At 70.3% G+C, this 22,293-nt stretch carries 16 protein-coding genes; 10 read left to right on the forward strand and 6 right to left on the reverse strand.

Annotated features, from left to right (window positions below):
• Position 1: 1 nt before the first annotated feature.
• The gene (locus tag IB242_RS19480; protein WP_192283468.1) at positions 2-3,160 is read right to left on the reverse strand and encodes a TonB-dependent receptor; all 3,159 of its coding nucleotides are present in this window, start codon (positions 3,158-3,160) and stop codon (positions 2-4) included.
• Between the two features lie 273 nt (positions 3,161-3,433).
• Entirely contained in the window at positions 3,434-6,181 is a 2,748-nt protein-coding gene (locus IB242_RS19485; RefSeq protein ID WP_192283469.1) for a TonB-dependent receptor, read from the reverse strand.
• A 267-nt stretch (positions 6,182-6,448) separates the two neighbouring features.
• On the opposite strand from IB242_RS19485, the gene IB242_RS19490 reads away from it, so the two are divergent.
• From IB242_RS19490 to IB242_RS19515, 6 genes are all read left to right on the forward strand, one after another.
• On the forward strand, positions 6,449-7,468 hold the full coding sequence (locus tag IB242_RS19490) for a sugar kinase (protein ID WP_192283470.1): 1,020 nt from the start codon (positions 6,449-6,451) through the stop codon (positions 7,466-7,468).
• A gap of 156 nt (positions 7,469-7,624) precedes the next feature.
• A complete protein-coding gene (locus IB242_RS19495) occupies positions 7,625-8,341 on the forward strand; it encodes an SDR family oxidoreductase (RefSeq protein ID WP_192283471.1) in 717 nt (238 codons plus the stop codon).
• Positions 8,342-8,438: 97 nt separating this feature from the next.
• Positions 8,439-9,119: a DUF3348 domain-containing protein gene (locus tag IB242_RS19500; RefSeq protein WP_192283472.1), complete on the forward strand. Its 681-nt coding sequence runs from the start codon at positions 8,439-8,441 to the stop codon at positions 9,117-9,119.
• A gap of 11 nt (positions 9,120-9,130) precedes the next feature.
• A complete protein-coding gene (locus tag IB242_RS19505) occupies positions 9,131-11,524 on the forward strand; it encodes a DUF802 domain-containing protein (RefSeq protein WP_192283633.1) in 2,394 nt (797 codons plus the stop codon).
• Positions 11,521-12,174, forward strand: coding sequence for an OmpA family protein (locus IB242_RS19510; RefSeq protein WP_192283473.1), 654 nt, complete (start codon positions 11,521-11,523; stop codon positions 12,172-12,174). The genes IB242_RS19505 and IB242_RS19510 overlap by 4 nt, the downstream gene beginning before the upstream one ends.
• Positions 12,164-12,886 (forward strand): DUF2894 domain-containing protein, encoded by a 723-nt coding sequence (locus tag IB242_RS19515; RefSeq protein ID WP_192283474.1) that lies wholly within the window; start codon positions 12,164-12,166, stop codon positions 12,884-12,886. The genes IB242_RS19510 and IB242_RS19515 overlap by 11 nt, the downstream gene beginning before the upstream one ends.
• Before the next feature lie 271 nt (positions 12,887-13,157).
• On the opposite strand, the gene IB242_RS19520 is transcribed toward IB242_RS19515, so the two are convergent.
• The 4 genes from IB242_RS19520 to IB242_RS19535 all read right to left on the reverse strand — a co-directional run bounded on the left by IB242_RS19520 (position 13,158) and on the right by IB242_RS19535 (position 18,237).
• Positions 13,158-13,856, reverse strand: a complete 699-nt coding sequence (locus IB242_RS19520; RefSeq protein WP_343237181.1) for an alpha/beta fold hydrolase — start codon at positions 13,854-13,856, stop codon at positions 13,158-13,160.
• A 391-nt stretch (positions 13,857-14,247) separates the two neighbouring features.
• The gene (locus tag IB242_RS19525) at positions 14,248-15,897 is read right to left on the reverse strand and encodes a carboxylesterase/lipase family protein (protein ID WP_225540884.1); all 1,650 of its coding nucleotides are present in this window, start codon (positions 15,895-15,897) and stop codon (positions 14,248-14,250) included.
• A gap of 4 nt (positions 15,898-15,901) precedes the next feature.
• Positions 15,902-16,900 (reverse strand): alpha/beta hydrolase, encoded by a 999-nt coding sequence (locus tag IB242_RS19530; protein ID WP_192283475.1) that lies wholly within the window; start codon positions 16,898-16,900, stop codon positions 15,902-15,904.
• Entirely contained in the window at positions 16,897-18,237 is a 1,341-nt protein-coding gene (locus IB242_RS19535) for a pectate lyase (protein ID WP_192283476.1), read from the reverse strand. The genes IB242_RS19530 and IB242_RS19535 overlap by 4 nt, the downstream gene beginning before the upstream one ends.
• A gap of 170 nt (positions 18,238-18,407) precedes the next feature.
• On the opposite strand from IB242_RS19535, the gene IB242_RS19540 reads away from it, so the two are divergent.
• The 4 genes from IB242_RS19540 to IB242_RS19555 are packed head-to-tail and all read left to right on the forward strand — an operon-like array spanning position 18,408 to position 22,086.
• Positions 18,408-19,256, forward strand: a complete 849-nt coding sequence (locus IB242_RS19540) for a 2-keto-4-pentenoate hydratase (protein WP_225540885.1) — start codon at positions 18,408-18,410, stop codon at positions 19,254-19,256.
• Entirely contained in the window at positions 19,253-20,266 is a 1,014-nt protein-coding gene (locus IB242_RS19545) for a TRAP transporter substrate-binding protein (RefSeq protein ID WP_192283477.1), read from the forward strand. Before IB242_RS19540 ends, IB242_RS19545 begins: the two co-directional genes overlap by 4 nt.
• A gap of 16 nt (positions 20,267-20,282) precedes the next feature.
• On the forward strand, positions 20,283-20,801 hold the full coding sequence (locus IB242_RS19550; RefSeq protein WP_192283478.1) for a TRAP transporter small permease: 519 nt from the start codon (positions 20,283-20,285) through the stop codon (positions 20,799-20,801).
• A gap of 1 nt (position 20,802) precedes the next feature.
• The gene (locus tag IB242_RS19555; RefSeq protein WP_192283481.1) at positions 20,803-22,086 is read left to right on the forward strand and encodes a TRAP transporter large permease; all 1,284 of its coding nucleotides are present in this window, start codon (positions 20,803-20,805) and stop codon (positions 22,084-22,086) included.
• Positions 22,087-22,293 lie beyond the last annotated feature (207 nt).

The following is a 22,293-nucleotide window of genomic DNA, read 5'->3' on the forward strand; positions in this document are numbered from 1 at the left end:
GTCAGAACTTGTAGCGCGCGCCGAGGTAGTACTGGCGCCCGGTGACGGTGTAGCGGTCCTGCATCTGCAGCTGCGAATCGACGTAGCGGCTGTCCTCGGTGTCCAGCAGGTTGATCGCTTCGAAGGTCAGCGACAGCTTCTTGTTGATCCGGTAGGACATGTTGAAGTCGACGTTGCGCACGCTGTTCTTGCCGGTCACGTCCGGGGTCGGCACCAGCTTGCCGTCCAGGTCCCACACGTTCTCGCGGCTCAGCACTTCGCTGATGTAGCCGTCGCGGTAGCTGGTCGACACGCGCGCGCTGAAGCTGCCGTCGTCGTAGTACAGCGTGGCGTTGTACGAGTTCGGCGACAGGTTGACCAGGTCGTTCTCGGTGTAGGTGGTGACGATGGTGTTGCCGGTGCCCGAGCTGAACAGGTAGTTGATGCTCGACTCGACGTGCGTGTAGTTCAGCTGGATGCCGAACTTGCTCCAGAAGCCGGGCAGGAAGGTGAACGGCTGCTGGTAGGTCAGCTCGTAGCCCTTCAGCGGGCCGCCCTCGGTGTTGTAGTAGCTCTGCACGTTGAAGATCGTGTCGGCGGTGAAGCCGGCCGGCAGCAGATCCAGCGAGTAGCCCATGTCCTCCCAGGTGCTCAGCAGGCGGGTGCGCTGCACGTAGCTGTCGATGTCCTTGTAGAACACCGCGCCGGCCAGCATCGCGCCCTCGGCGAAGTACCACTCCGCGCTCAGGTCGTAGTTGGTCGAGCGGAACGGATCCAGCTTCGGGTTGCCCAGGTTGATCGAGAACGTCCGGCCGTCGTCGAAGTACTGGCTCGGGCCGCCGCTGACGCTCGGCGACATGTAGGCCAGGGTCGGGCGGGCCATCGTCTTGGCCGCACCGAAGCGCAGGACCACGTTGTCGGCCACGTCCCAGGCCAGGTTCAGCGACGGCAGCACGTCGGTGTAGCTGTGGCCGACCTCGGTGCGCACCAGGTAGCGGTCGCCCGCGGCGCTGGTGGCGTTGGCCACGCCGAAGAACGCCTCGCAGTTGGCCGAGTTGTTGGCGGCGTTGGTGGCCGCGCACGGCGCCCAGCCCGAAGCGGTGATCTTGGTGTTGACCACGCGCGCGCCGATGTTGCCGCGGAAGGCGCGATCGAGCAGGTCGGTGTTGAAGTCCAGCTGCAGGTAGGTGCCCAGGCTGCGCTCGTTGACCTCGAAGTTGTTGTTCGAGGAGCCGAAGTGGCCCAGGCCCGCCAGACGGTAGTCGCCGCCCGGGATGCCGGTGTCGCAGTTGCAGTTGATGTTCAGCAGCTCGGAGACCTTGCTGAAGTCCGGGATCAGCCAGCTGCCGGGCACGTTGCCGGAGAGGTTCTTGCCGAAGCCGTCCAGCGTGGTGCTCATGTCGCCGACGGTGACGCCGGCCGGCAGCGCCTGGGCCAGGCGGCCGTAGCTGATGTGCCGGTACTCCTCCGTGGACATGTCGTAGTCCTTGTAGGCCAGACCGGTCCGGAAGGTGAAGGTCGGATTGATGTCGAACTGCAGGTCGACCTTCGCGGTGTCGAAGGTGTTGCTGACGTAGCTCGGGTTCAGGCGCACTTCGCTGATGTTGGTGCCGCGGGCGGTGCCGTTGCTGTTGACCGGCACGGCGCCGTAGCCCAGCCACTGCCAGGCGTTCGCGTCGTTGAGCGCGAACGGGAAGGTCATGCTCGGCATGCCGCCGCCACGGCCGTCGAACACGAAGCCGTTGAGGTTGCTGTTGTCGAAGCTGACCAGCGAGAACACCGGGCGCTCGTAGTCGGACGAGGAGTGGCCGATCACGGCATCCAGGCGGACCGCGTCGTTGAAGTGGTGCTCCAGGTTCAGGCTGTACTGCTGGAACTCGGTCGACTCCTGGATCAGGCTCGACTCGGTGCGGAAGTCGACATTGTCGAACACGCCGTAGACCAGGCGGTTCATCTCGTCCATCTGCGCTTCGCGCACGATGATCTGGGTCTTGCCGCCGAGGTTGGCGGCGCGGTGCATGTTGGCGCCCAGCGAATCCTCGCGCTGGTCCTTGTCCAGCTTGGAGTACATCGCGTCGAAGCTGAGCAGGGTGTCGTCGGACACGCGGAACTGCAGCGCGCCGGTCACGCCCAGACGCTCGATCTCGTGCGCGGTGCGGATGTAGCGCGGGTAGCGCGGCAGCCAGCCGTTGGTCGCGGCCTCGTAGGCGGCGATGTTCTCCGGCGTAGCGGCCGGGCGCGGCAGGCCGGTGCCGCAGTTGTTGGCGTCGATGCCGTAGCTGCCCCAGCCGTTGCTGCGGTCCTGGTTGGCCTGGCTGCCGGTGCCGGCGGGAGTCTCGTTGGCCAGCGGGTTGCGCGGGGTCTGCGGGTTGTAGCCGACCGGCGAGCAGAAGCCCATGGTGCCGTTGTTGTTGGCGTTGGACTGGTTGGAGTTGCGGTAGTTGCCGTGCTCCCAGCGGACCGGGTTGTAGCCTTCCTCGTACACGTTGCGCTTGCTGTACGACGCCGACAGCAGCGCGCCGAAGCGGCCGTCCGCCCAGGTGTTGCTGATCAGGCCGGACACGCGCGGATCGTATTCCTTGGCCAGCTCGCCGTAGCCGACCTGGGCGCTGGCCGAGGCCTGGAAGCCCTTGAAGTCGAACGGACGCGAGCCGCGCAGGTCGACGGTCGAACCCAGCGAGCCCTCGTCCATCTGCGCCGACTGGGTCTTGTTGACCTTGACCTGGCTGAACAGCTCGGAGGCGAAGGTGTTGAAGTCGAAGCCGCGGCTGCGGTTGACGCCGGAGCTGCCGCTGCCGGCGGTGGCCAGCGCTTCCAGGCCGTTCAGACGCACGCGGGTGAAGTCCGACCCCAGGCCGCGGATCGAGATGCGCTGGCCTTCGCCGCCCTCGCGGTCGATCGAGACGCCGGCGATGCGCTGCAGCGATTCGGCCAGGTTCTGGTCGGGGAACTTGCCGATGTCCTCGGCGAAGATCGCATCGACCTGCTCGGTCGAATAGCGCTTCTCGTCCATCGACTTCTGCAGGCTCTGGCGGTAGCCGGTGACCTGCACGCTGTCGAGCTGGGTGACATCCGGGCCGGACGCGTCCTGGGCGAAGGCCACTGGCGCGGTCAGGGCGACGGCGATGGCCGTGGCGAGCAAGGTAACCGGTGTCTTCCGGACGTGGCGATTGCGATCCATGTGACTCCCTCCCAGGAGGAAACTGCTGCGTTGGAAAGATGCGGCGCCGCGGGCGCCGGCCTGGACCAGCGGAATGACACCGATGGTCAAAAGTGGGCGTACCGTAGCAGCGCCGTCACGGCGGAGCATCTTGCAGCGCAGCACGGGAGTGCCCGTTTCAGAGGCTGCGGGCTGCGCAGGCGGCAGAAAGTGGTGGGATCCACGGCTGGATCGGCAAAAAAAAAGCTGGGTCGGCAAGGCCGACCCGGCTTCGATGTTGCGATGCAGCAGTGATCAGAACTTGTAGCGCAGGCCCAGCATGTACTGACGACCGGTCTCGCTGTAATCCAGCGGCAGCCGCGAGTTGGCGCCGACCCAGGTTTCCGATGCCTCGTTGGTCAGGTTGATGCCTTCCAGGCTCAGCTCCAGCTGTTCGCTGATCTTGTAGCGGATCGAGGCGTCGATGAAGGTGTTGCCGTTCTGGCCGTGCACGTCGTTGGTGAAGCCCTGCTCGGTGCCCGGTACCTGGATCAGGTAGTCGTCACGGTTGGTCGCCGAGATACGGCCCGAGAACGCCTGCCCTTCGTAGAACAGGGTCGCGTTCCACGAGTGCTTGGACAGACCTGTCAGATCGGTGTTCAGCGAATTGCCGCCGGCCGCAGTCAGGTACTGGATCTGCGAATCGACGTAGGTGTAGTTCAGCTGGACACCGAGGTTGCTCCACTTGCCCGGCAGGAAGGTGAACGGCTGGGTGTAGTTGGCTTCCAGGCCCTTGAGATCGCCACCGGGGGTGTTGACCGGTACCGAGAACACGAAGTCGTCGTTGACGCCCGCGCCGGTGCCGTCGAGCAGGCTGGCCGGCAGGCCACTGGAGGCGTAGGAGCGCACCTCGCGGGTGGTCTGGACGAAGCTCTCGATGTCCTTGAAGAACAGACCCAGGCTCAGCATCGCGCCTTCCTGGAAGTACCACTCCGCGCTCAGGTCGTAGGTGTCGGCACGGATCGGATCGAGCGCCGGGTTGCCGCCGCTGACGGTGCGTGCGCCGCCGGCCACGTTGACCGTCACACCGGGGGTCAGGCTGCCCAGGCCCGGACGCGACATCACCTTGGCGGCGCCGAAGCGCAGCAGGAAGTCGGGCGTCAGTTCGGCGACCAGGTTCAGCGAGGGCAGCGTGTCGCTGTACTCGCGGCTGACCGTGGAGCTCACCGGGCTGCCGCTGGCGGTGGCGATGCCGGTCGAGATCTGCTTGGTGCGCACGTAGCGCACACCGAAGTTGCCCGAGAACGGAACCGAACCGAGGTCGGTCGAGAACTCGCCCTGCAGGTAGACGCCGCGGTCTTCTTCCTCGACGGTGCGGGTGTTCACCGCGCGCTCGGCGACGGCGAAGGTGCCGCTGTTGCTGTAGATGTTGTAGAACGCGGCGATCGCGTCCAGATCCGGCACCACCCAGGTGCCCGGCGAGCCGTTGACGCCCTTCAGGCTGGCCAGGTGGGTGAAGTCGACCGGCACGATCTTGTTGCCGGACGGGAAGTTCGGCGCAGCGCTCACGTTCTCGCTGCCGCGACGCCATTCACGCGTCTGGAATGCGTAGTCCTTCGCCAGCACGCCGCCCTTCAGGCGGAAGCCGGGGCTGATGTTCCAGTTGAAGTCCAGCTGGGCCGTGTCGAAGTCGTTCTTGACGTACTGCGGACGGATGCGGATCTCGGCCAGGGTCCAGCCGGCCGGATTGGTCGGATCGATGCCGTAGTTCAGCACCGGCGCCCATTTGTTGCCGCGGTAGTCGTAGCTGTAGCCGTCGACGTCCAGCTTGTCCATGATGATCGTGGTCTGGATCGGATTCTCGTGCTCGGAGGTCGAGGTACCGATCTTGCCGCTGATCTGGAAGTCGTCGGTCAGCTTGTGGCTGCCGCTCAGGCTGAGCTGCTTGAAGACCGTGTTCCATTCGTCGTGACGGCTTTCGGAGCGCACGTCGACGTTGTCGAATTCACCGTAGAGCAACGCGCCGGTCGCCGGATCGATGTAACCGTCCTTGACGATGGTCTGCGGCTTGCCACCCTGCGAGGCGCCACGGCTGAACGAGATCGCCTCGATGTAGCGCTCGTCGCGGACCGCATCGATCTTCGAGTACAGCGCATCGAGCGCGAACTCGGTCCGGTCGGTCGGCTTGAACTGCAGCGAGCCGGTGATGCCGGTCCGCTCCTGCGAGTGCTGCATCTGCGTGTAGCGCGGGAAACGCGGGTGGAACGTGTTGGGCGACAGCGCCTGGGTGAACGGCGAGGTCGGGCTGAAGCCGTTGTTGCTCGGGCCGTTGGCCCAACGGCCGGTGCCGGTGCCTTCCTCGATCCAGTTCTTCTCGGAATAGGCGACCGACAGCAGCGCGCCGAACTTGCCGTCGGCCCAGCTGTTGGCGACCAGCGCGGCCACGCGCGGGTCGGCCTGCGCGGACATCTCGCTGTAGGCGGCCTGGCCGCTGGCGACGAAGGTGAAGCCGTCGTAGTCGAACGGACGCGCGGTGCGCAGGTCCACGGTGGCACCGAGCGAGCCTTCCTCGACTTCGGCCGACGCGGTCTTGCGCACGATCAGCTGCGAGAACAGGTCCGAGGCGAACACGTTGAAGTCGAAGCCGCGGCCGCGGTTGGAGCCGCCGCTCTGGTCGGACGCACCGACCGTGGTCAGCGCTTCCATGCCATTGATGCGCACGCGGGTGAAGTCCGGGCCCAGGCCGCGCACGGAGATGTTGCGGCCTTCGCCGGCGTCGCGGGTGATGACCACGCCCGGGATGCGCTGCAGCGACTCGGCCAGGTTCAGGTCCGGGAACTTGCCGATGTCCTCGGCGACGATCGCGTCGACCACGCCGGCTTCGCCGCGCTTGATGTCCAGGGCCTTCTCGACGCTGGCGCGGTAGCCGGTGACGACGATGGTGTCGAGGTCGGTGGTCTGGGTCGCGTCCTGGGCGAACGCGCCGGGGACATGGAGCGCCAGACCGATCGCGGCGGCGAGCAAGGTAACCGGTGTCTTCCGGCGGCTGCTACGGGTATGCATAACTCCCCTCCCAAGGGTTGTGCGAAGCAAGTTGTCAGGTGTCGTCTCTGACATCGGATTGACACCGATGGTCAAACGCGACGCTAACATCAGCCCCGGGGCGCAGCATCTTGCAGCGCAGCACGTCCGACCAGCGGTCGGCGAACGCCGGCATCCGGCCGGGCCGCGGGATGACACCGATGGCCAGCCATGCCGCTCCGCCGGACGCTGCCCGTGGCACCATGGCCGCCCGCCACCAAGGGCGGACCACCCGTTAGGAGAGAGAAGATGTCGGCTCGTGTCGTGTGTTTCGGCGAAATCCTGCTGCGCATGAGCGCGCCCGGCCGCGAGCGGCTGCTGCAGTCGCCGCGCCTGGATGTCCATATCGGTGGCGCGGAAGCCAATGTCGGCGTGTCGCTGGCCCAGTACGGCCATGACGTGTCGGTGGTCAGCACCGTGGCCGACAACGCGCTGGGCGAGGCCGCGCTGGGCGAACTGCGCCGCTACGGCGTCGATACCCGGCTGGTACGCAAGGTGCCGGGCCGCATGGGCATCTACTTCCTGGCACCCGGCGCGATCCACCGCCCGGCCGAGGTCCTGTACGACCGCGCCGGCGCCGCCTTCGCCGTCGCGCCGGCCGACAGCTACGACTGGCCGGCGCTGCTGCAGGGCGTGGACTGGCTGCACCTGTCCGGCGTCACCCCGGCGCTGGGCAAGGCCACCGCCGACGCGGCACTGGCCGCGGCGCGCGCCGCGCGCAAGGCGGGGGTCAAGGTGTCCTTCGACGGCAATTTCCGGCCCAAGCTGTGGGAGGTCTGGCAGGGCGACGCCAGGGGCATCCTGTCCGAACTGATGGCCGAGGCCGACGTGCTGTTCGCCGACTACCGCGACATGGGCGTGGTGCTGGGCGGCACGTATCCGCAGGCCGAGGCGCTGGAGCGGGTGCGCGCCGGTGCGGCCGATGCGTTCAACGCCTTCCCCAACCTGCAGTGGATGGCGTGCACGATCCGCGCGCCGCGCAACGTCGACCAGCACGCGCTGTCGGGTGTGCTGACCGGCCGCGACGGCACCCTGGCGCTGGCCCCGCAGGAAGAGATCGGCCCGATCGTCGACCGGATCGGCGGGGGCGACGCCTTCGCCGCCGGCGTGCTGCACGGCCTGGTCCGCGGTTGGGAGCCCGAGCGCACGATCCGCTTCGGCCTCGCCGCCGGCGCGCTGAAGCACTCGATCCCGGGCGACTTCAACCTGGTGTCCGAAGCCGACGTGGAATCCCTGGTTGGCGAAGGGCGCTACGACGTCAAGCGCTGATCCGGCGCCAGCGCAGGCGTCATCGGAAAGGCGGCCGCACGGCCGCCTCTTCGTCTGCGCCGTGTGCGGAATGCGCGTGCCGTGTCCGTCGCGCACGATTCGCCGCGCGCGCCTGCGGCTGCGACACTCGGCGGCCCCCTCTGCAGGACCCGCAGCATGCACCTGATGATCGTCGGCGCCAGCCGCGGCCTTGGACGCGCCTTCGTCGAAGGCCTGTGCGACCCGGGCGACACCGTCGTCGGCGTGTCGCGCCGCCGGCCCGCGGCGCTCGACATTCCCGATGGCGTCGCGCTGCAGTGGATCGAGGCCGACCTGTCGCAGCCGCAGCGGGCGGCCGACACCATCGCCGCGGCCGCCCCACCGGTCTTGGATGCGCTGATCTGCAACATCGGCATTTGGGAGGAGACCGCCTTCACCGACGCCTATGCGTTCGCCGCCGAGAGCGACGCGGCGATCGCCGGCATGGTCGACGTCAACATCACCGCGACCCTGCTGCTGCTCCGGCGCCTGGTTCCGCGGCTGCTGGCGTCGTCCCGGCCGCAGTTGGTGCTGACCGGTTCGACCTCGGCACTGCGCGGCAGCGGCCGGCCGGAAGTGGTCTTCGGCGCGTCCAAGTCCGCCCTCAACGGCATCGCCGATGCGATGCGCGAAAGCTACCGCGACAGCCGCCTCGCGGTGACCGGCCTGCAGTTGGGCTACCTGAACACCGACGATCCGCTGGCGACCCCGCGCGACGCGGCGGCCGCCCGCGGCCAGGGCGGCCTGGTCCCGGTGCACGACGTGGTGGCCATGGTCCGCCCGCTGCTGCGCCTGTCCGACGCGTCCTTCGTCCGGGAACTGGTGCTGCCGGCGCTGCTGGACGCGCGCTTCTGAGCCCCTCCGGACCCGTCGCGTGAAGGCGGCGGGCGGCTGAGGGCACCCCCGGCTGGCCATGGTTCGGGTGTAAAATGGCCGTTTTTTCGCCACCAGCATGCAGGAAGCCCCGCCCCGGGCGCCCCTCAGCGGCCCGACCTTCATCCGGCTGCTGGCGCGCCTGACCGACGCCGACGTCCAGCCACCGGGCCAGACCCTGTCCGAACGGCTGGGCCAGTGGATCGACTGGACCCACGCGGTGGCGCTGTCGCGTGCGCTGGATGGCAGTCCCGCGGTTCCGGATCCGGCGGCCGACCCCGATGCCGATGCCGATGCCTGCGCGCGTGCGCGCGGCGTCGTGGCCGGCGCGATCGCCGCGCATCGCGACTGGGCCGCCGGTCTGGACGACGGCAGCGACTACGGCGCATGCCGGGAGCGCTACCTGGTGCTGCAGCGTTCGATGCTGGCCGCCACCGGCAGGCTGCGCGGCGAACTGCGCGATGCCCTGGCGCGTCGCTCGCCGGCGCTGGCGCGCCTGGCTGAAGTCGACGCACTCATGGAACGGGTGCTGAGCCCGCGCGAGCATGCCCTGCTCGGCACCGTGCCCGACCTGCTCGGGCAGCACTTCGCGCGGCTGCGGCAAGCCGCTTCCCTCCCCGACACGGCCGGCGCGCCGGCGTCCACGTCATCCCCCTGGCTCGAGGTCTTCCGCCGCGACATGCACAGCGTGCTGCTGGCCGAGCTCGATCTGCGTTTCCAACCGGTCGAAGCGCTGCGTGCAGCGCTGCACACCTCCTAACCGGCATGTCCATGCAAAGAAATGTTCTCGACTTCGTGGTGTTCGCGCTCGGCCTGGCCGCGGTCTGCTGGATCGGCGCCGGCTACGTGGGCACCAACACGCTGGCGCTCGCGTTCACCCTGCTGATCGCGGTCTGCTACATCGCCGGCGCGCTGGAACTGCACCGCTACCGCCAGGCCACCGCATCGCTGGAGTCGGCCGTGGCCGGCCTGGCCGATGCGCCGTCCAGCCTGCGCGACTGGATCGCCGCGCTGCATCCTTCGCTGCGCAACGCCACCCGGCTGCGCATCGAAGGCGAGCGCGTCGCCCTGCCGGGTCCCACGCTGACCCCGTACCTGGTCGGCCTGCTGGTGCTGCTGGGCATGCTCGGCACCCTGCTCGGCATGATGGCCACGCTGCGCGGCACCGGCCTGGCGCTGGAGAGCGCGACAGACCTGGACGCGATCCGCGGTTCGCTGGCCGCCCCGGTCAAAGGCCTGGGTTTCGCCTTCGGTACCTCGATCGCCGGCGTCGCCGCCTCGGCCATGCTCGGCCTGCTGTCGGCGCTGAGCCGCCGCGCGCGCCTGCAGGCGGTGCAGCAGCTGGATGCGCGGATCGCGACCACCCTGCACGTCCACTCGCAGTCCTTCCAGCGCGAGGAGAGCTTCCGCCTGCTGCAGCGCCAGGCCGAGCTGATGCCGGACCTGGTCGAACGGCTGCAGGCGATGGTGGCGGCGATCGAGCAGCAGAACCAGGCCGGCAGCGAGCGCCAGCTGGCCAGCCAGGAGGCGTTCCATGCCCGGACCGAGGCGGCCTACACGCGTCTGACCGGCGCACTGGAACAGGCGCTGCAGGCCGGGGTGGCCGACAGCAGCCGCGCCGTGGCGGCCACGCTGCAGCCGATGGTCGAGGCGACCCTGGCCGGGCTGGCGCGCGAGAGCGCGCAGCTGCACGACGGCATCGGCCAGGCGGTGCAGCGCCAGCTCGACGGCGTGTCCAGCGGGCTCGAGAAGAGCGCGGCTGCAGTGTCGGATGCCTGGACCTCGGCGCTGGCCGAACAGCGCCGCACCAACGAAACCCTGACCAGCGGACTGCGCGCCACGCTGGACGCCTTCGGCAGCGGTTTCGAACAGCGCGCGGGCGACCTGCTCGATGCGGTCGCCACGCGTCTGGACAGCAGCACCAGCGGCATGGCCGACGCGTGGAACGCCGCGCTGACGCGGCAGGACGCCGGCAACACCGCGCTGGCCGAACGCAACCAGCAGGCGCTGGAGGGCGTCACCGCCCGCTTCGCCACCCAGGCCGATGCGCTGCTCGCCAGTGTCGACCACGCCCACACGCAGCTGCAGGCCGCGCTGGCCGACCACGATGCACAGCGCCTGGCGGCCTGGACCGAGGCGCTGGCCGCCGCTGGTGCAGGCCTGCGCGAGGACTGGCAGCGCGCAGGCGCGCAGGCAGCCGCGCAGCAGCAGGCAGCCAGCGATGCACTGCATCGGACCGCACAGCAGATCGCCGACCAGGCGCAGGCGCAGTCCGAGCAGACCATTGCCGGGATCGCGCAGCTGGCACGGTCCATCGCCGACGCCGCACAGGCCTCGGCCGAGGCCACCGCCGCCCGCCAGCAGGCCATCTGCGATGCGCTGGCAGGCACCGCCCAGACCGTGGCGACGGCGGCGCAGATCCAGAGCGAGCAGACCATCGCCGGCATCGCGGAGCTGGCACGGTCCACCGCCGAGGCCGCGCAGGCCTCGGCCGAGGCGACCGCCACGCAGCAGCAGGCGATCTGCGACACGCTGGCGCGCACCGCCCAGGACATCACCCGCCAGGCGCAGGCGCACGCCGAGCAGACCATCGCCGAGATCTCGCGGCTGGTGCAGACCGCCTCCGAAGCCCCGAAGGCCGCCGCCGACGTGGTCGCCGAGCTGCGCGAGAAGCTGTCCGACAGCATGGTCCGCGACACGGCGATGCTGGAGGAGCGCAGCCGGCTGCTGGCCACGCTGGAGACCCTGCTCGACGCGGTCAACCATGCGTCCACCGAACAGCGTGGCGCGGTCGATGCACTGGTCGCCACCTCGGCCGACCTGCTCGACCGCGTCGGCACCCGTTTCGCCGACCAGGTCCAGGCGCAGACCGGCAGGCTGGACGCGGTGGCCGCGCAGGTCACCGGCAGCGCGGTCGAGGTCGCCAGCCTCGGCGAGGCGCTGGGCGCCGCCGTGCAGCTGTTCGGCACTTCCAACGAGCAGCTGCTGGCGCGCCTGCAGGAGATCGGCGCCGCGCTGGACCGCTCGCTGACCCGCAGCGACGAGCAGCTGGCCTACTACGTCGCCCAGGCGCGTGAGGTGATCGACCTGAGCATGCTGTCGCAGCAGCAGATCGTCGCCGACCTGCAGCGGCTGGCGGCCACGCGTGGAGCCGGGCCGGCATGAGCGCCGAAGTCGAGGGCATCCACGATGGCGATGCGGAAGCCGGAACACCGGTCTGGGCCGCATTCGGCGACCTGATGTCGGTGGTGGTCGGCGCGTTCGCGCTGATCCTGGTCGGCGTGATCGGCGTGCAGCTGCAACTGTCCAGCCGCCTCGACGAGGAGATGCGCCAGCGCCAGGCCGAAACCCAGCGCCGCAGCGCGCTCGAGCAGGCGCTGGCGGTGCCGCTGGCCAGCGGCCGGGTGACCCTGGTCGATGGCCGCATCGGCATCCGCGGCAGCGTGCTGTTCGCGGTCAACTCCGACCAGCTGCAGCCGGAGGGCCGGAGCCTGCTGCAGGAACTGGCCGGCCCGCTGTCGGCCTACCTCGGCTCGCGCGAGGAGATCCTGATGGTCAGCGGCTTCACCGACGACCAGCCGATCCACGACGGCAACCGCCAGTTCGCCGACAACTGGGAGCTGTCGGCCAAGCGCGCGCTGACCGTGACGCGCGCGCTGATCGCCGCCGGCGTGCCCGCATCGTCGGTGTTCGGTGCCGCATTCGGCGCCGAACAGCCGGTCGCGTCCAACCAGGACGAAGACGGCCGCGCACGCAACCGGCGCGTGGAGATCGCCCCGGTGCCGCGGCCGAAGACGCCCGCCGATGCGCAGTAGCGGCGACATCGCCGCGCAGCTCGCGACATGGCGCGGCTGCGCGTCCGATCGCCTGGATCCCGTGCGCTTCCATTTCATCGAGGCGCTGCAGCGCCGGGCCGCCACCCAGGAAGCGGCGGTGCAGGCCCTGCTGGCGCCACGGCTGGAGGCTCTGGTCGATGCCTATGCCGATGCGCTGGAACGCGCGCTGGCCACGGGCTGGCAGCCAGGCACGACGCAGGTCGAGGCAGCGTCGCGCCCGCGCGGCCCGCTGGCGCTGCTGGTCGGGCGGCTCGATGCCGGCCAGGAAAGCGTGTCCGCGGCGACCCCATCGCCGGCGTCCGGCGTCGGCGATGCGCGTGGGGAACCGGATGCACCGGCCGCCGATGCCTGGCAGCCGCCGTCCGCGCTGGACGAGGCACGCCAGCTCTGGTCGAAGGTGCGTATCGAGCAGCAGATGCGCGAATCGCTCAGTCATCTGCCGGAGGACGCGGGGCCGCTCAACTCGGTCGTGCTGGTGCATCGCGCGCTGACCCTGATGAACACGCTGTCGCCGGAGTACCTGCAGCACTTCCTGACCTATGTCGATGCACTGGTCTGGATGCAGCGCCTGTCCGGCGAGGGGGGCTCCGTCGCCGAGCCTGCGCGTCCTGCCACGGCGAAGAAGCGCGCGGCCGCCAAACCCCGCAAGCCGCGCAGTCCGCGCACGAATACAACGCCGCCGGCCGAGTAACCGCCGCGGTGCCCGCGGCGGGCCGTCGACGGCGCGGGGACCACCGACCGGTCTGGATCATCACGGCCGCTGCGAGGGGGGTCACGGCCGCTCCGGAGCAATGCCGGCAGCGTGGATGCAGGCCGAACCACACGGCGCTCGCATCCCGCGCGCGGTGATCCATCCAGCCGCGCCTCCATCGTCATCGGACGACGGTCGACGCCTGGTCCGGCGCAGGCAGCCATCGAGGCCGCCCGGCCACACCCGGCCATCGCACGCGAAGCGTGGTGGCTCAGCGCATCAGCCAGTGGCGCAGCAGCGCCGTGGTCGCCTCGGGCTGTTCCATCGGCGGCAGATGACCGCACGCCGGCACCGTGTGCAGTGCCGCATCGCGGATGCCGGCGGCGATGCACTGCGCTTCTGCCGGTGGCGTCATCGCATCGTCGGCACCGACCACCACCAGCGTCGGCACCGCGATCGCCGCCAGCAGCGGCCGCGCATCGGCACGGCCGAGGATCGCGGTCTGCTGGCGCAGATAGGCCTCCGGGCCGACGCGCTGGGCCATCGCCTGTACCTGCGCCCCCACCGCGCCATCGACGTGGCGCGGATGCACCAGCCGCGGCAGCAGCTGCCGGGTGACGCCGACGAAGCGACCCTGCCGCATGGCCGTGATCCCCAGCCGCCGCTGGCGCGCGCGCTCCGGCGAATCCGGCGCGGCGCTGGTGTCGAACAGCGCCAGCCTCAGCACCCGCTGCGGCTGCTGGCGCAGGATCTCGAACGCGACATGGCCGCCCATCGACAGCGCACCCAGCGCGAAGCGCTCCGGTGCGCCAGCCAGCACCCGCGCCGCCATCGCCGCGATGCTGTCATCGGCGGTCAGATCGGGCACCGATGCATCGGCGACGCCGGCCAGCGCGTCGACCTGGTCGCGCCACAGCCGCCCGTCGCAGAGCAGGCCGGGGAGCAGCAGCAGCGGGATGCGGCCGCTCACCGCCCACACCTGCCGATGACGGCGCGATCCACCGGACCGGAACGAACCAGCGACGCGGCGACACGGGGCGTCGCGCGGACGCCGAACGCGGGCGGCATCACCCGGCACGCGCGACGATGGCGCGAACCGGGGTGCGGGGCGTCAACGGTCGGCAACCGCGTGCGAGGCGGAGCGTCGTGGTCGGGGTGGTCCGTGCCTTTCCCGGCCGCGGCGAGGGTGCAGGCGTCCGCGGCAGGCAGGCGGCCCGGCGCATGACACGGTATCGGCAGGCAGGAACGCGGGTGATCCATCGGCGCGTCATCGGGCGGCGCTGCAGTATCGCGGATGCGCCGTCTCCTTGCCGTGCCGGCGTCGCGCCGTGGAGCATCGACGCCGTGCCCTGGACGACCTCCTACAGTGTGCCGCGCTGCACGAACGGCGCCTGCCGCCAGAACGCACGCTCGGCACCGCGCGGATCGTCGGCCAGCGACGACGGCGCATCGAACAGCATGGTCTGCCGCCGCGCCAGCGCGTACGGCTCCCAGCCGGGCAGGCCGGCGTGGTTCGGGTCGCCGCTGCGGGCGAAGGCCAGCAGCGCCGCGCTCATCGCATCGGCCACCGCCTGCGCCTGGGCGCCGTCGCCGGTGCGCGAACCGGGCTGGGCGATGTTGTCGAACACCAGCGGGATGTCCAGTGTGTGGAAGGCGCGGAACTTCCCGTCGTCCAGCGGCGAGCCCCAGTCCAGCTGGTAGGCCCAGGTCGGTGCCGCCGTCGATGGCTGCCGCGCGCGCGCCTCCAGCTCCTCGACCGCGCCACGCCAGGAGCGACCGGCGGTGGTCGCGGCGAAGAACACCTCCGACGGCGTGTAGTGCGGATACAGACGCCGGTACTCGGCCACCACCAGGTCGGCGCGGATGTCGACGTACTGCTGGGCTTCCAGCTTGCCCGGCAGTTCCTCCCAGCTCAGTGCGAAGTTCTTCGGATCGCCGCCGAGGAAGGCGCGGGTCTCGTCGCGGGTGTTGCCGATCACCATCGGAATCGCCGCCGACTGCGCCGGTGCGTCCGGGAAGAACGGATGCCGCGGCAGGACGTCGCCATCCATCACCGGGCCGAAGTACAAGCGCGTGTTCTCGATTCGCGAGAAGTCGCGCGCGGCGGTGCCTTCCAGCAGTTTTTCCGGCGGCAGCGCACGCAGCCGCGCGATCGCGTCGGGCGCGGCCGGGTCGATGCCGAGCGTCTCGGCGAACAGGCGTGCGCGCTGGGTCGCCGCACGCGGCCCGGCGGCAGTGACCTGCTGGCCGCTCATCGTCCAGGCGCGGTGGAACAGGCCCTTCGCCGCCGGCATCGCCATCAGCGTGGCGATCTTGGCGCCACCGCCGGACTGGCCGAACACGGTCACGTTCCCGGCATCGCCACCGAACTCGGCGGCGTGGTCGCGCACCCACTGCAGGGCCAGCACCAGGTCGAGCTGGCCGGCGTTGCCGGACTGCGCGTAGGCCGGATCGCCGAACTGGCCCAGGTACAGGTACCCGAACGCATTGAGACGGTGGTTGACGGTGATCACCACCACGTCGCCGCGCCGGCAAAGGCGGCCGCCGTCGTACAGCGCGTCGCTGCCGGAGCCGCTGTCGAAGCCGCCGCCGTGGATGTAGAACAGCACCGGCCGTTTGCGGCCGTCGCGCAGGCCCGGCGTCCACACGTTGAGGAACAGGCAGTCCTCGCTGCCGGGGCCGTCGTTGCCGCGCTGCGGCGTGGAGGCGCCATAGGCGGTGGCGTCGAGCACGCCGCGCCAGGGCTGCGGCGCGCGCGGTGCCTGGAAACGCACCGGCGCGGTATCGGCACCGTAGCGCACGCCGCGGAACACGTGCACGCCATCCTCGGTGACGCCACGCACGCGGCCGCTGCGGGTGGCCAGCAGCGGCCGTGCGGTCGTCGCCTGCGCGGTCCACGGCGCGGCACCGAGCAGCAGCGCGCCTGCACCGAGGCCGGCCGCCTGCAGCAGCTGGCGGCGCTGGGGATCGTGCATGCCGGCAGTGGCCGGCCTGGAGGGATCGGACGACATCGGGTTACTCCGGAGAAGTCGGGGAAGGGGCGCGCGCGGTCTGCGCGCGGATCCAGGCGATGGCCAGCTGCGGCCACAGCGCGAGCGTGCCGCGCGCTTCGCGCACGCCGAAGCCGTGGCCGCCGTGCGCGTACAGATGCAGTTCGTGTTCGATGCCGGCACCACGCAGCGCGGCTTCGAACAGCAGGCTGTTGTCGACGCTCACCACGCTGTCGTCCTGCGCGTGCAGCAGGAACACCGGCGGCGTGGCCGCATCGACGCGCTGCTGCAGCGAGTAGCGGTCCACCGCCGCGGCATCGGGCGCATCGCCGAGCAGGCGCTGGCGCGAACCGGGGTGCGCGTGCGCGCCCATGTCGATCACCGGATACACCAGCACCGCATAGGCCGGGCGCGGGTCGAGCGCATCGGCCGCGTCGACCGGCGCGTAGACGCGCTCGGCATGGCGGGTGGCCAAGCTGGCGGCGACGTGGCCGCCGGCGGAGAAGCCCATCACCCCGACCGTGGCAGGATCGATGCCCCACTCTGCGGCCCGATGGCGGATCAGGCGCAGCGCGCGCTGCGCGTCGGCCAGCGGCACGTCGCGCGCGTTGCGGTGGCCTTCGCCCGGCAGCCGGTACTGCAGGACGAACAGGGTCAGCCCCGCCTCCTCGGCGAAGGCCGGCACCAGCGCGGTGCCCTCCTTGTCCAGCACCACGCGCTGGTAGCCGCCGCCCGGCACCACCAGCAGCGCGCGGCCATCAGGTTTCGCTGGACGGTAGACGGTCAGGTTCGGCTGGTCGATGCGGTCGACGAAGCGGTCCGGCAGTGCGGGATCGTCGCTGCGTTCGACGGTGCGCTGGCCCAGCGCCAGGCCTTCCGAGCCCGGCGGCGTGCCAGGCCACAGCGGCAGCACGGCGCTGGCGGTCGCCACACCGGGACCGGCACGGGTGGCGGACGTGCCGGCACAGGCGCCGGCGCTCAGGGCCAGCAGGCACAGCGCGATTGCGCGCAATGGCAGTCTCATCGTGCGTCGTCCTCGTCCAGTGCCGCGTAGCCATGGCGCGGTTCCATCGTGCGCAGGTCCCAGTCGGCCTCGACGAAGGCGCGCCGCGTCGGCGCGTATTCCGGGTAGCCGCCGACCTCGTCCTGGCTGTCGATGATGCGGCCGCGCCCTGCGGCTACGTCGGCCAGGATGCGCTGGTCGATCGGATCGCGCCGCCACGGGGTCGCACCGGCACGGGCGAGCACCGCCTGCGGCACATCGGCCGCGGCGATCGGCGCCAGGGCCGGGGCCAGCGCGATCCGGGCATCCCGCATCTGCGCATGGGTGTCGTGGTAACGGCCCTGCATCGGCAGCTCGCCGCCGGCCGGGTCGAACGCCAGGTTGTCGAGCAGCTGCAGGTCGACATCACCGTCGCCGCCGAGCATGAAGAACGCCAGCGGCCCGGTCGACGGCCCGGCCCTGAGCACGTTGCCCTGCACGCGCAGGCTGCCGGCGGCATGCGGGTGGTCCGTCCACTCGGTGCCGATCAGGTTGTAGTGCACGCCACGCTGGCCGGGGTTGTAGATCAGGTTGTTGACCACCTGGCCGCTGGCGCCGCCCTTGAACAGGGGATTGCGGTCGCGGTTGTGCGCGTACAGATTGCCGACGATCAGCACCTCGCCGACGTTGTCGTGGATCAGGCTGCCCTTGGAGTGCTCACCCTTGGCGTGGGTGGCGTGCGACAGGCCTTCGGCGACCAGGTTGTTGCTGAAGGTGATCCGCTGCGAGGTCGCGGCGCGCGCGGCCTCGAGCGTGGCGTCGCCGGCGCGCCCGAAGCGCGGGCCCGATGCGGACAGACCTTCGTCGGTGGCCCAGGTCAGCGAGCAGTGGTCGACGATCACGTCGCGCGCGCCGATGGTGGAGATCGCATCGAAATCCACGCCGGCGCGCTTCGGCAGGCCGGCATCGCCGGGGCGCACGCGGATGTGGCGGACCACCACGTCGTGCGTGGCGATGTCGATGCCGCCGCGGATGAAGGTGATGCCCGGCGCCGGCGCGGTCTGCCCGGCGATGGTCAGGAACGGCTCGCGGATGCGCAGCGCCTTCAGCCCCAGGTCGATCACCCCGCCCACCTCGAACACCACCATGCGCGGGCCCTGCGCCGCGACCGCCTCGGCGAACGACCCCGGTCCGTCGGCGGCCAGCGTGGTCACCCGCAGGATGCGTCCGTCGCGGCCTCCGGGCGTGGACGCGGCCCAGCCCTGCGCGCCCGGAAACGCCGGCTCGGCCGCGGCGGCGGCGCCGGCCAGCGACGCAGCGAACAGGAGGGCGGGGAGCAGCCAGGACGGCCGGTGGGGACGGGACAGGGGCTGGGACATCGCGTTCGCTGCAGGTTCGCCGGGGATGTTGCGACGCAGCGTGCGAATGGACTTGGCCGCGTGCACATTGTGTGATGACACCGGTTTACCATATACCGATTGCGCCGCACTGTCGTTTGGCAGTGCAGCAAAGCAACACCTGCCCCGAATACTGATCAGAGGACGACGCCTTGAGCACCGCCAACGGGATTGTGGACCACACCACGGACAGCGCCGCGCTGGCCGACATCGCCGAGCGCTTCGTCGGCGCACGCCTGCGTGGCGAATCGGTACCGGACTTTCCCGGCGCCATCCCCGACGATCTGGTGACCTCCTACAAGGTCCAGGACATCGCGATCTCGCGCTGGCCCGATGCCGTGGTCGGCTGGAAGGTCGGCTACATCGCCCCGGAGAAGCGCGACGTGTCCGGCGACGACCGCCTGCTGGGCCCGATCTTCGAAGGCAACTTCTGGAATGCCACCGGTAGCATGCAGCCGATTCCGGTGTTCGCACCCGGCGGTTTCGGCGCGGTCGAGGCCGAGTACGTGATGCGCCTGGATGCCGACGCGCCGGAAGGCAAGACCGACTGGACGCCCGACGAGGCCGCCGCGCTGCCTGCCACGCTGTTCATCGGCCTGGAAGTGGCCAGCAGCCCGCTGAAGACGATCAACGAGCTCGGCCCGCGCGTGGTGGTGTCCGACTTCGGCAACAACAACGGCCTGATCCTGGGCGCCGAAGTGCCGGCCTGGACCACGCTGGACGAAGCCAGCCTGCTGGCCGAGACCCTGATCGACGGCAGCAGCGTCGGCACCGGCGGTGCCCAGCGCCTGCCCGGCGGCCTGCGCACCGCGTTCGCGTTCGCGCTGTCGCGCTCGGCCAAGCGCGGCCGTCCGCTCAAGCGCGGCGAGTACATCGCCACCGGCAACGCCACCGGCATCCACGACATCGCCCCGGGCCAGCGCGCCACGGTGGTCTTCCAGGGCTACGGCACGCTCGAGGTCGAGGCCGTCGCCGCCACTCCGAAGGAGAGCAGTGCATGAATGGCAAGCTGACCCGACGCCAGCTGCTGATGGGCGCCGGCGCACTGCCGCTGGCCGCCGCCGGGGGCGCGTTCGCCGCCGGCGACGCGGCATCCGGCAGCGCGACCCACGTGCTGACCGCCACCGACGTGCACGTGTCGGACTATCCGACCGTCGAGGCGGTGCGCTGGATCGGCGAGACCCTGCGCGAGCAGACCAAGGGCCGCCTCGACATCCGCCTGTACTACGCCGGCCAGCTCGGCCGCGAGTCCGAGGCGATCGACATGGCCCGCTTCGGCGCGATCGACATCACCCGCGTCTACTCGGGCGCGCTGAACAACGCCTTCCCGCTGACCCGCGCACTGTGCCTGCCGTACGTGTTCGACTCGGTCGCGCACATGCGCCACGCGCTCGACAGCGGCGTGGCCGAGGACGTGCTGCGCGGCTTCGAGACCCGCGACCTGGTCGGCCTGGCGATCTACGACAGCGGTGCGCGCTGCTTCTACAACACCAAGCACCCGATCGTGGAACCGAAGGACCTGCACGGCCTGAAGCTGCGCGTGGCGTCCTCGGACATGTTCATCAAGCTGGTCCGCCTGCTGGGCGCCAACCCGACGCCGATGTCGCTGGGCGACACGTTCTCCGGCATGGAGACGCACATGATCGACGGCGCCGAGAACAACATGCGCAGCTTCCACTCCAGCCGCCACTTCGAGGCCTCGCACTACTGGTCGCAGTCCGACCATTCGTACGCGCCCGACGTGCTGCTGATCTCGCGTCGCAGCCTCGAGGCGCTGGCCCCGGCCGACCGCCAGCTGCTGCTGGAAACCGCCCGCGCCTCGGTGCCGGTGATGCGCAAGCTCTGGGATGCCTCCGAAGGCAAGGCGCGCGAGGAAGTGGTCAAGTACGGCGTGAAGACCAACGACGTCGACATGGCCGCCTTCCACAAGGCCGCCCAGCCGCTGCGCGACGAATACCTGCGCCAGCCGGAAATCGAAGCCCTCTACCGTCGCATCCGCGACTTCGCCTGACACACGGAACCCCGCGATGTCCTCCGAAGCCACGTTATCCCCTCCCGGCCCCGTCCAGCGCGCGCTGGACCTGGTCGCCTCCGTCACCATCGGCACCGCCGCCACCGCCCTGCTCGGGCTGGTCGTGGTCCAGGGCTGGCAGGTGTTCGCCCGCTACGTCATCAACGATTCGCCCAGCTGGACCGAGCCGGTGACCCTGCTGCTGCTGGCCACCTGCATGGGCCTGGGCGCCGCTGCCGGCGTCCACACCAACCGCCATTTCGGCTTCTACCTGCTGCACGACCACGTCAAGCCCGGCGTGCGCCGCGCGATCGACGTGCTGGTGCCGCTGATCATCGCCAGCCTCGGCGCGGTGATCGCGTACTGGAGCGTGGTGCTGCTGGTCGACGGCCTGTCGATCAAGGCCGCCGGCGCCGACCTGCCGCAGAGCATCAACTACCTGCCCCTGGCCATCGGCGGCGCGCTGATGGTGCTGTTCTCGCTCAATCGGATGGTGCTCGCCCTGGGTGCCCCGCGTCAGGAAGGAGCCCACTGACATGGAGATCGCAGTCCTCTTCGGTGTGTTCGCCATCCTGCTGATGATGGGCGTGCCGGTCGCGTTCTCGCTGGCCGCCGCATCGCTCGCCACCCTGCTGGTGCTCGACCTGCCCTCGATCGTGATGGTCCAGCAGATCTCGGCCGGTACCGGCTCGGCGTCGCTGATCGCCATTCCGCTGTTCATCTTCGCCGGCGAGATCATGATGCGCGGCGGCATCTCCGAACGCCTGATCGCGCTGGCGTCGTCGCTGGTCGGCCGCCTGCGCGGCGGCCTGGGCCAGGTCTCGATCCTGTCCTCGCTGTTCTTCGGCGGCGTGTCCGGTTCGGCCATCGCCGACGTCTCGGCGGTCGGCGGCACGATGATCCCGCAGATGGTCAAGCGCGGCTACGACCGCGACTTCGCGGTCAACGTCAGCATCACCGCAGCGCTGGTCGCGCTGCTGGTGCCGCCGTCGCACAACCTGATCCTGTTCTCGGCCGCGGCCGGCGGTGGCCTGTCCATCGCCGACCTGTTCGCCGCGGGCATCGTGCCGGCGCTGCTGATGACCTTCGCCCTGATGGTCACCGGCTACGTGGTCGCCCGCAAGCGCGGCTACGGCGTCGAGGCGTTCCCGGGCATGCGTGCGGTGCTGGTGCGCCTGGTCTCGGCCCTGCCGGGCCTGGGCCTGGTGGCGCTGATCTTCTTCGGCATCCGCGCCGGCATCTTCACCGCGGTCGAATCGGCCGCCATCGCGGTGGTCTACGCGCTGCTGGTGACGATCGTGCTGTACCGCCAGCTCAAGGTGAAGGAGTTCCTGGAGACGGTCACCCACGCCGCGCGCAGCACCGGCGTGATCCTGTTCGTGATCGCCACCGCCGCCGTGTTCGGCTGGCTGCTGGCGTACCTGCAGGTGCCGACCGCCGCGGTGGACTTCCTGCAGTCGTTCGCGCACAGCAAGTACATGGTGCTGCTGATGATCGTGATAATGCTGCTGCTGCTGGGCACCTTCATGGACCTGGCGCCGATGATCCTGATCTGCACGCCGATCTTCCTGCCGGTCGCCCGCGCCTACGGCATCGATCCGATCCACTTCGGCCTGGTGCTGGTGCTGACCGGCGGCCTGGGCCTGGTCACCCCGCCGGTGGGCTCGGTGCTGTTCATCGGCACCTCGATCGGCAAGGTCACCGTCGGCGAGGTGATGAAGACGATCTGGCCGTTCTGGTTCGCCGGCCTCGGCGTGCTGCTGATCGTGACGTTCTTCCCCGGCCTGTCGCTGTGGCTGCCGGGCGTCCTGCGCGGCTGATCCGATGCTCCACGTCCGGCCGGTTCGCACCGGCCGGACCCGCGGATGCCGCAACGGGATCCGCGCTCTGGCTCCACCGGTACCGGGCACCGCGACCGACGCGGGCACCGGCGTTCGCTGCGACGCAGCATCCGCGTTGCCCCCGGCCGGACCGGCGTGAACCTATCCGCCCATTGGCGACACGCCCTAGAATCCCCGGATACCGTC

The sequence above is a fragment of the Xanthomonas sp. XNM01 genome, assembly GCF_014851915.1.
Lineage (GTDB): Bacteria > Pseudomonadota > Gammaproteobacteria > Xanthomonadales > Xanthomonadaceae > Pseudoxanthomonas.

Coding starts and splice junctions, on each gene's coding strand:
- IB242_RS19480 (WP_192283468.1), bottom strand. CDS start 3,160: ATGGATCGCAATCGCCACGTCCGGAAGACACCGGTTACCTTGCTCGCC.
- IB242_RS19485 (WP_192283469.1), bottom strand. CDS start 6,181: ATGCATACCCGTAGCAGCCGCCGGAAGACACCGGTTACCTTGCTCGCC.
- IB242_RS19490 (WP_192283470.1), top strand. CDS start 6,449: ATGTCGGCTCGTGTCGTGTGTTTCGGCGAAATCCTGCTGCGCATGAGC.
- IB242_RS19495 (WP_192283471.1), top strand. CDS start 7,625: ATGCACCTGATGATCGTCGGCGCCAGCCGCGGCCTTGGACGCGCCTTC.
- IB242_RS19500 (WP_192283472.1), top strand. CDS start 8,439: ATGCAGGAAGCCCCGCCCCGGGCGCCCCTCAGCGGCCCGACCTTCATC.
- IB242_RS19505 (WP_192283633.1), top strand. CDS start 9,131: ATGCAAAGAAATGTTCTCGACTTCGTGGTGTTCGCGCTCGGCCTGGCC.
- IB242_RS19510 (WP_192283473.1), top strand. CDS start 11,521: ATGAGCGCCGAAGTCGAGGGCATCCACGATGGCGATGCGGAAGCCGGA.
- IB242_RS19515 (WP_192283474.1), top strand. CDS start 12,164: ATGCGCAGTAGCGGCGACATCGCCGCGCAGCTCGCGACATGGCGCGGC.
- IB242_RS19525 (WP_225540884.1), bottom strand. CDS start 15,897: ATGTCGTCCGATCCCTCCAGGCCGGCCACTGCCGGCATGCACGATCCC.
- IB242_RS19530 (WP_192283475.1), bottom strand. CDS start 16,900: ATGAGACTGCCATTGCGCGCAATCGCGCTGTGCCTGCTGGCCCTGAGC.
- IB242_RS19535 (WP_192283476.1), bottom strand. CDS start 18,237: ATGTCCCAGCCCCTGTCCCGTCCCCACCGGCCGTCCTGGCTGCTCCCC.
- IB242_RS19545 (WP_192283477.1), top strand. CDS start 19,253: ATGAATGGCAAGCTGACCCGACGCCAGCTGCTGATGGGCGCCGGCGCA.
- IB242_RS19550 (WP_192283478.1), top strand. CDS start 20,283: ATGTCCTCCGAAGCCACGTTATCCCCTCCCGGCCCCGTCCAGCGCGCG.
- IB242_RS19555 (WP_192283481.1), top strand. CDS start 20,803: ATGGAGATCGCAGTCCTCTTCGGTGTGTTCGCCATCCTGCTGATGATG.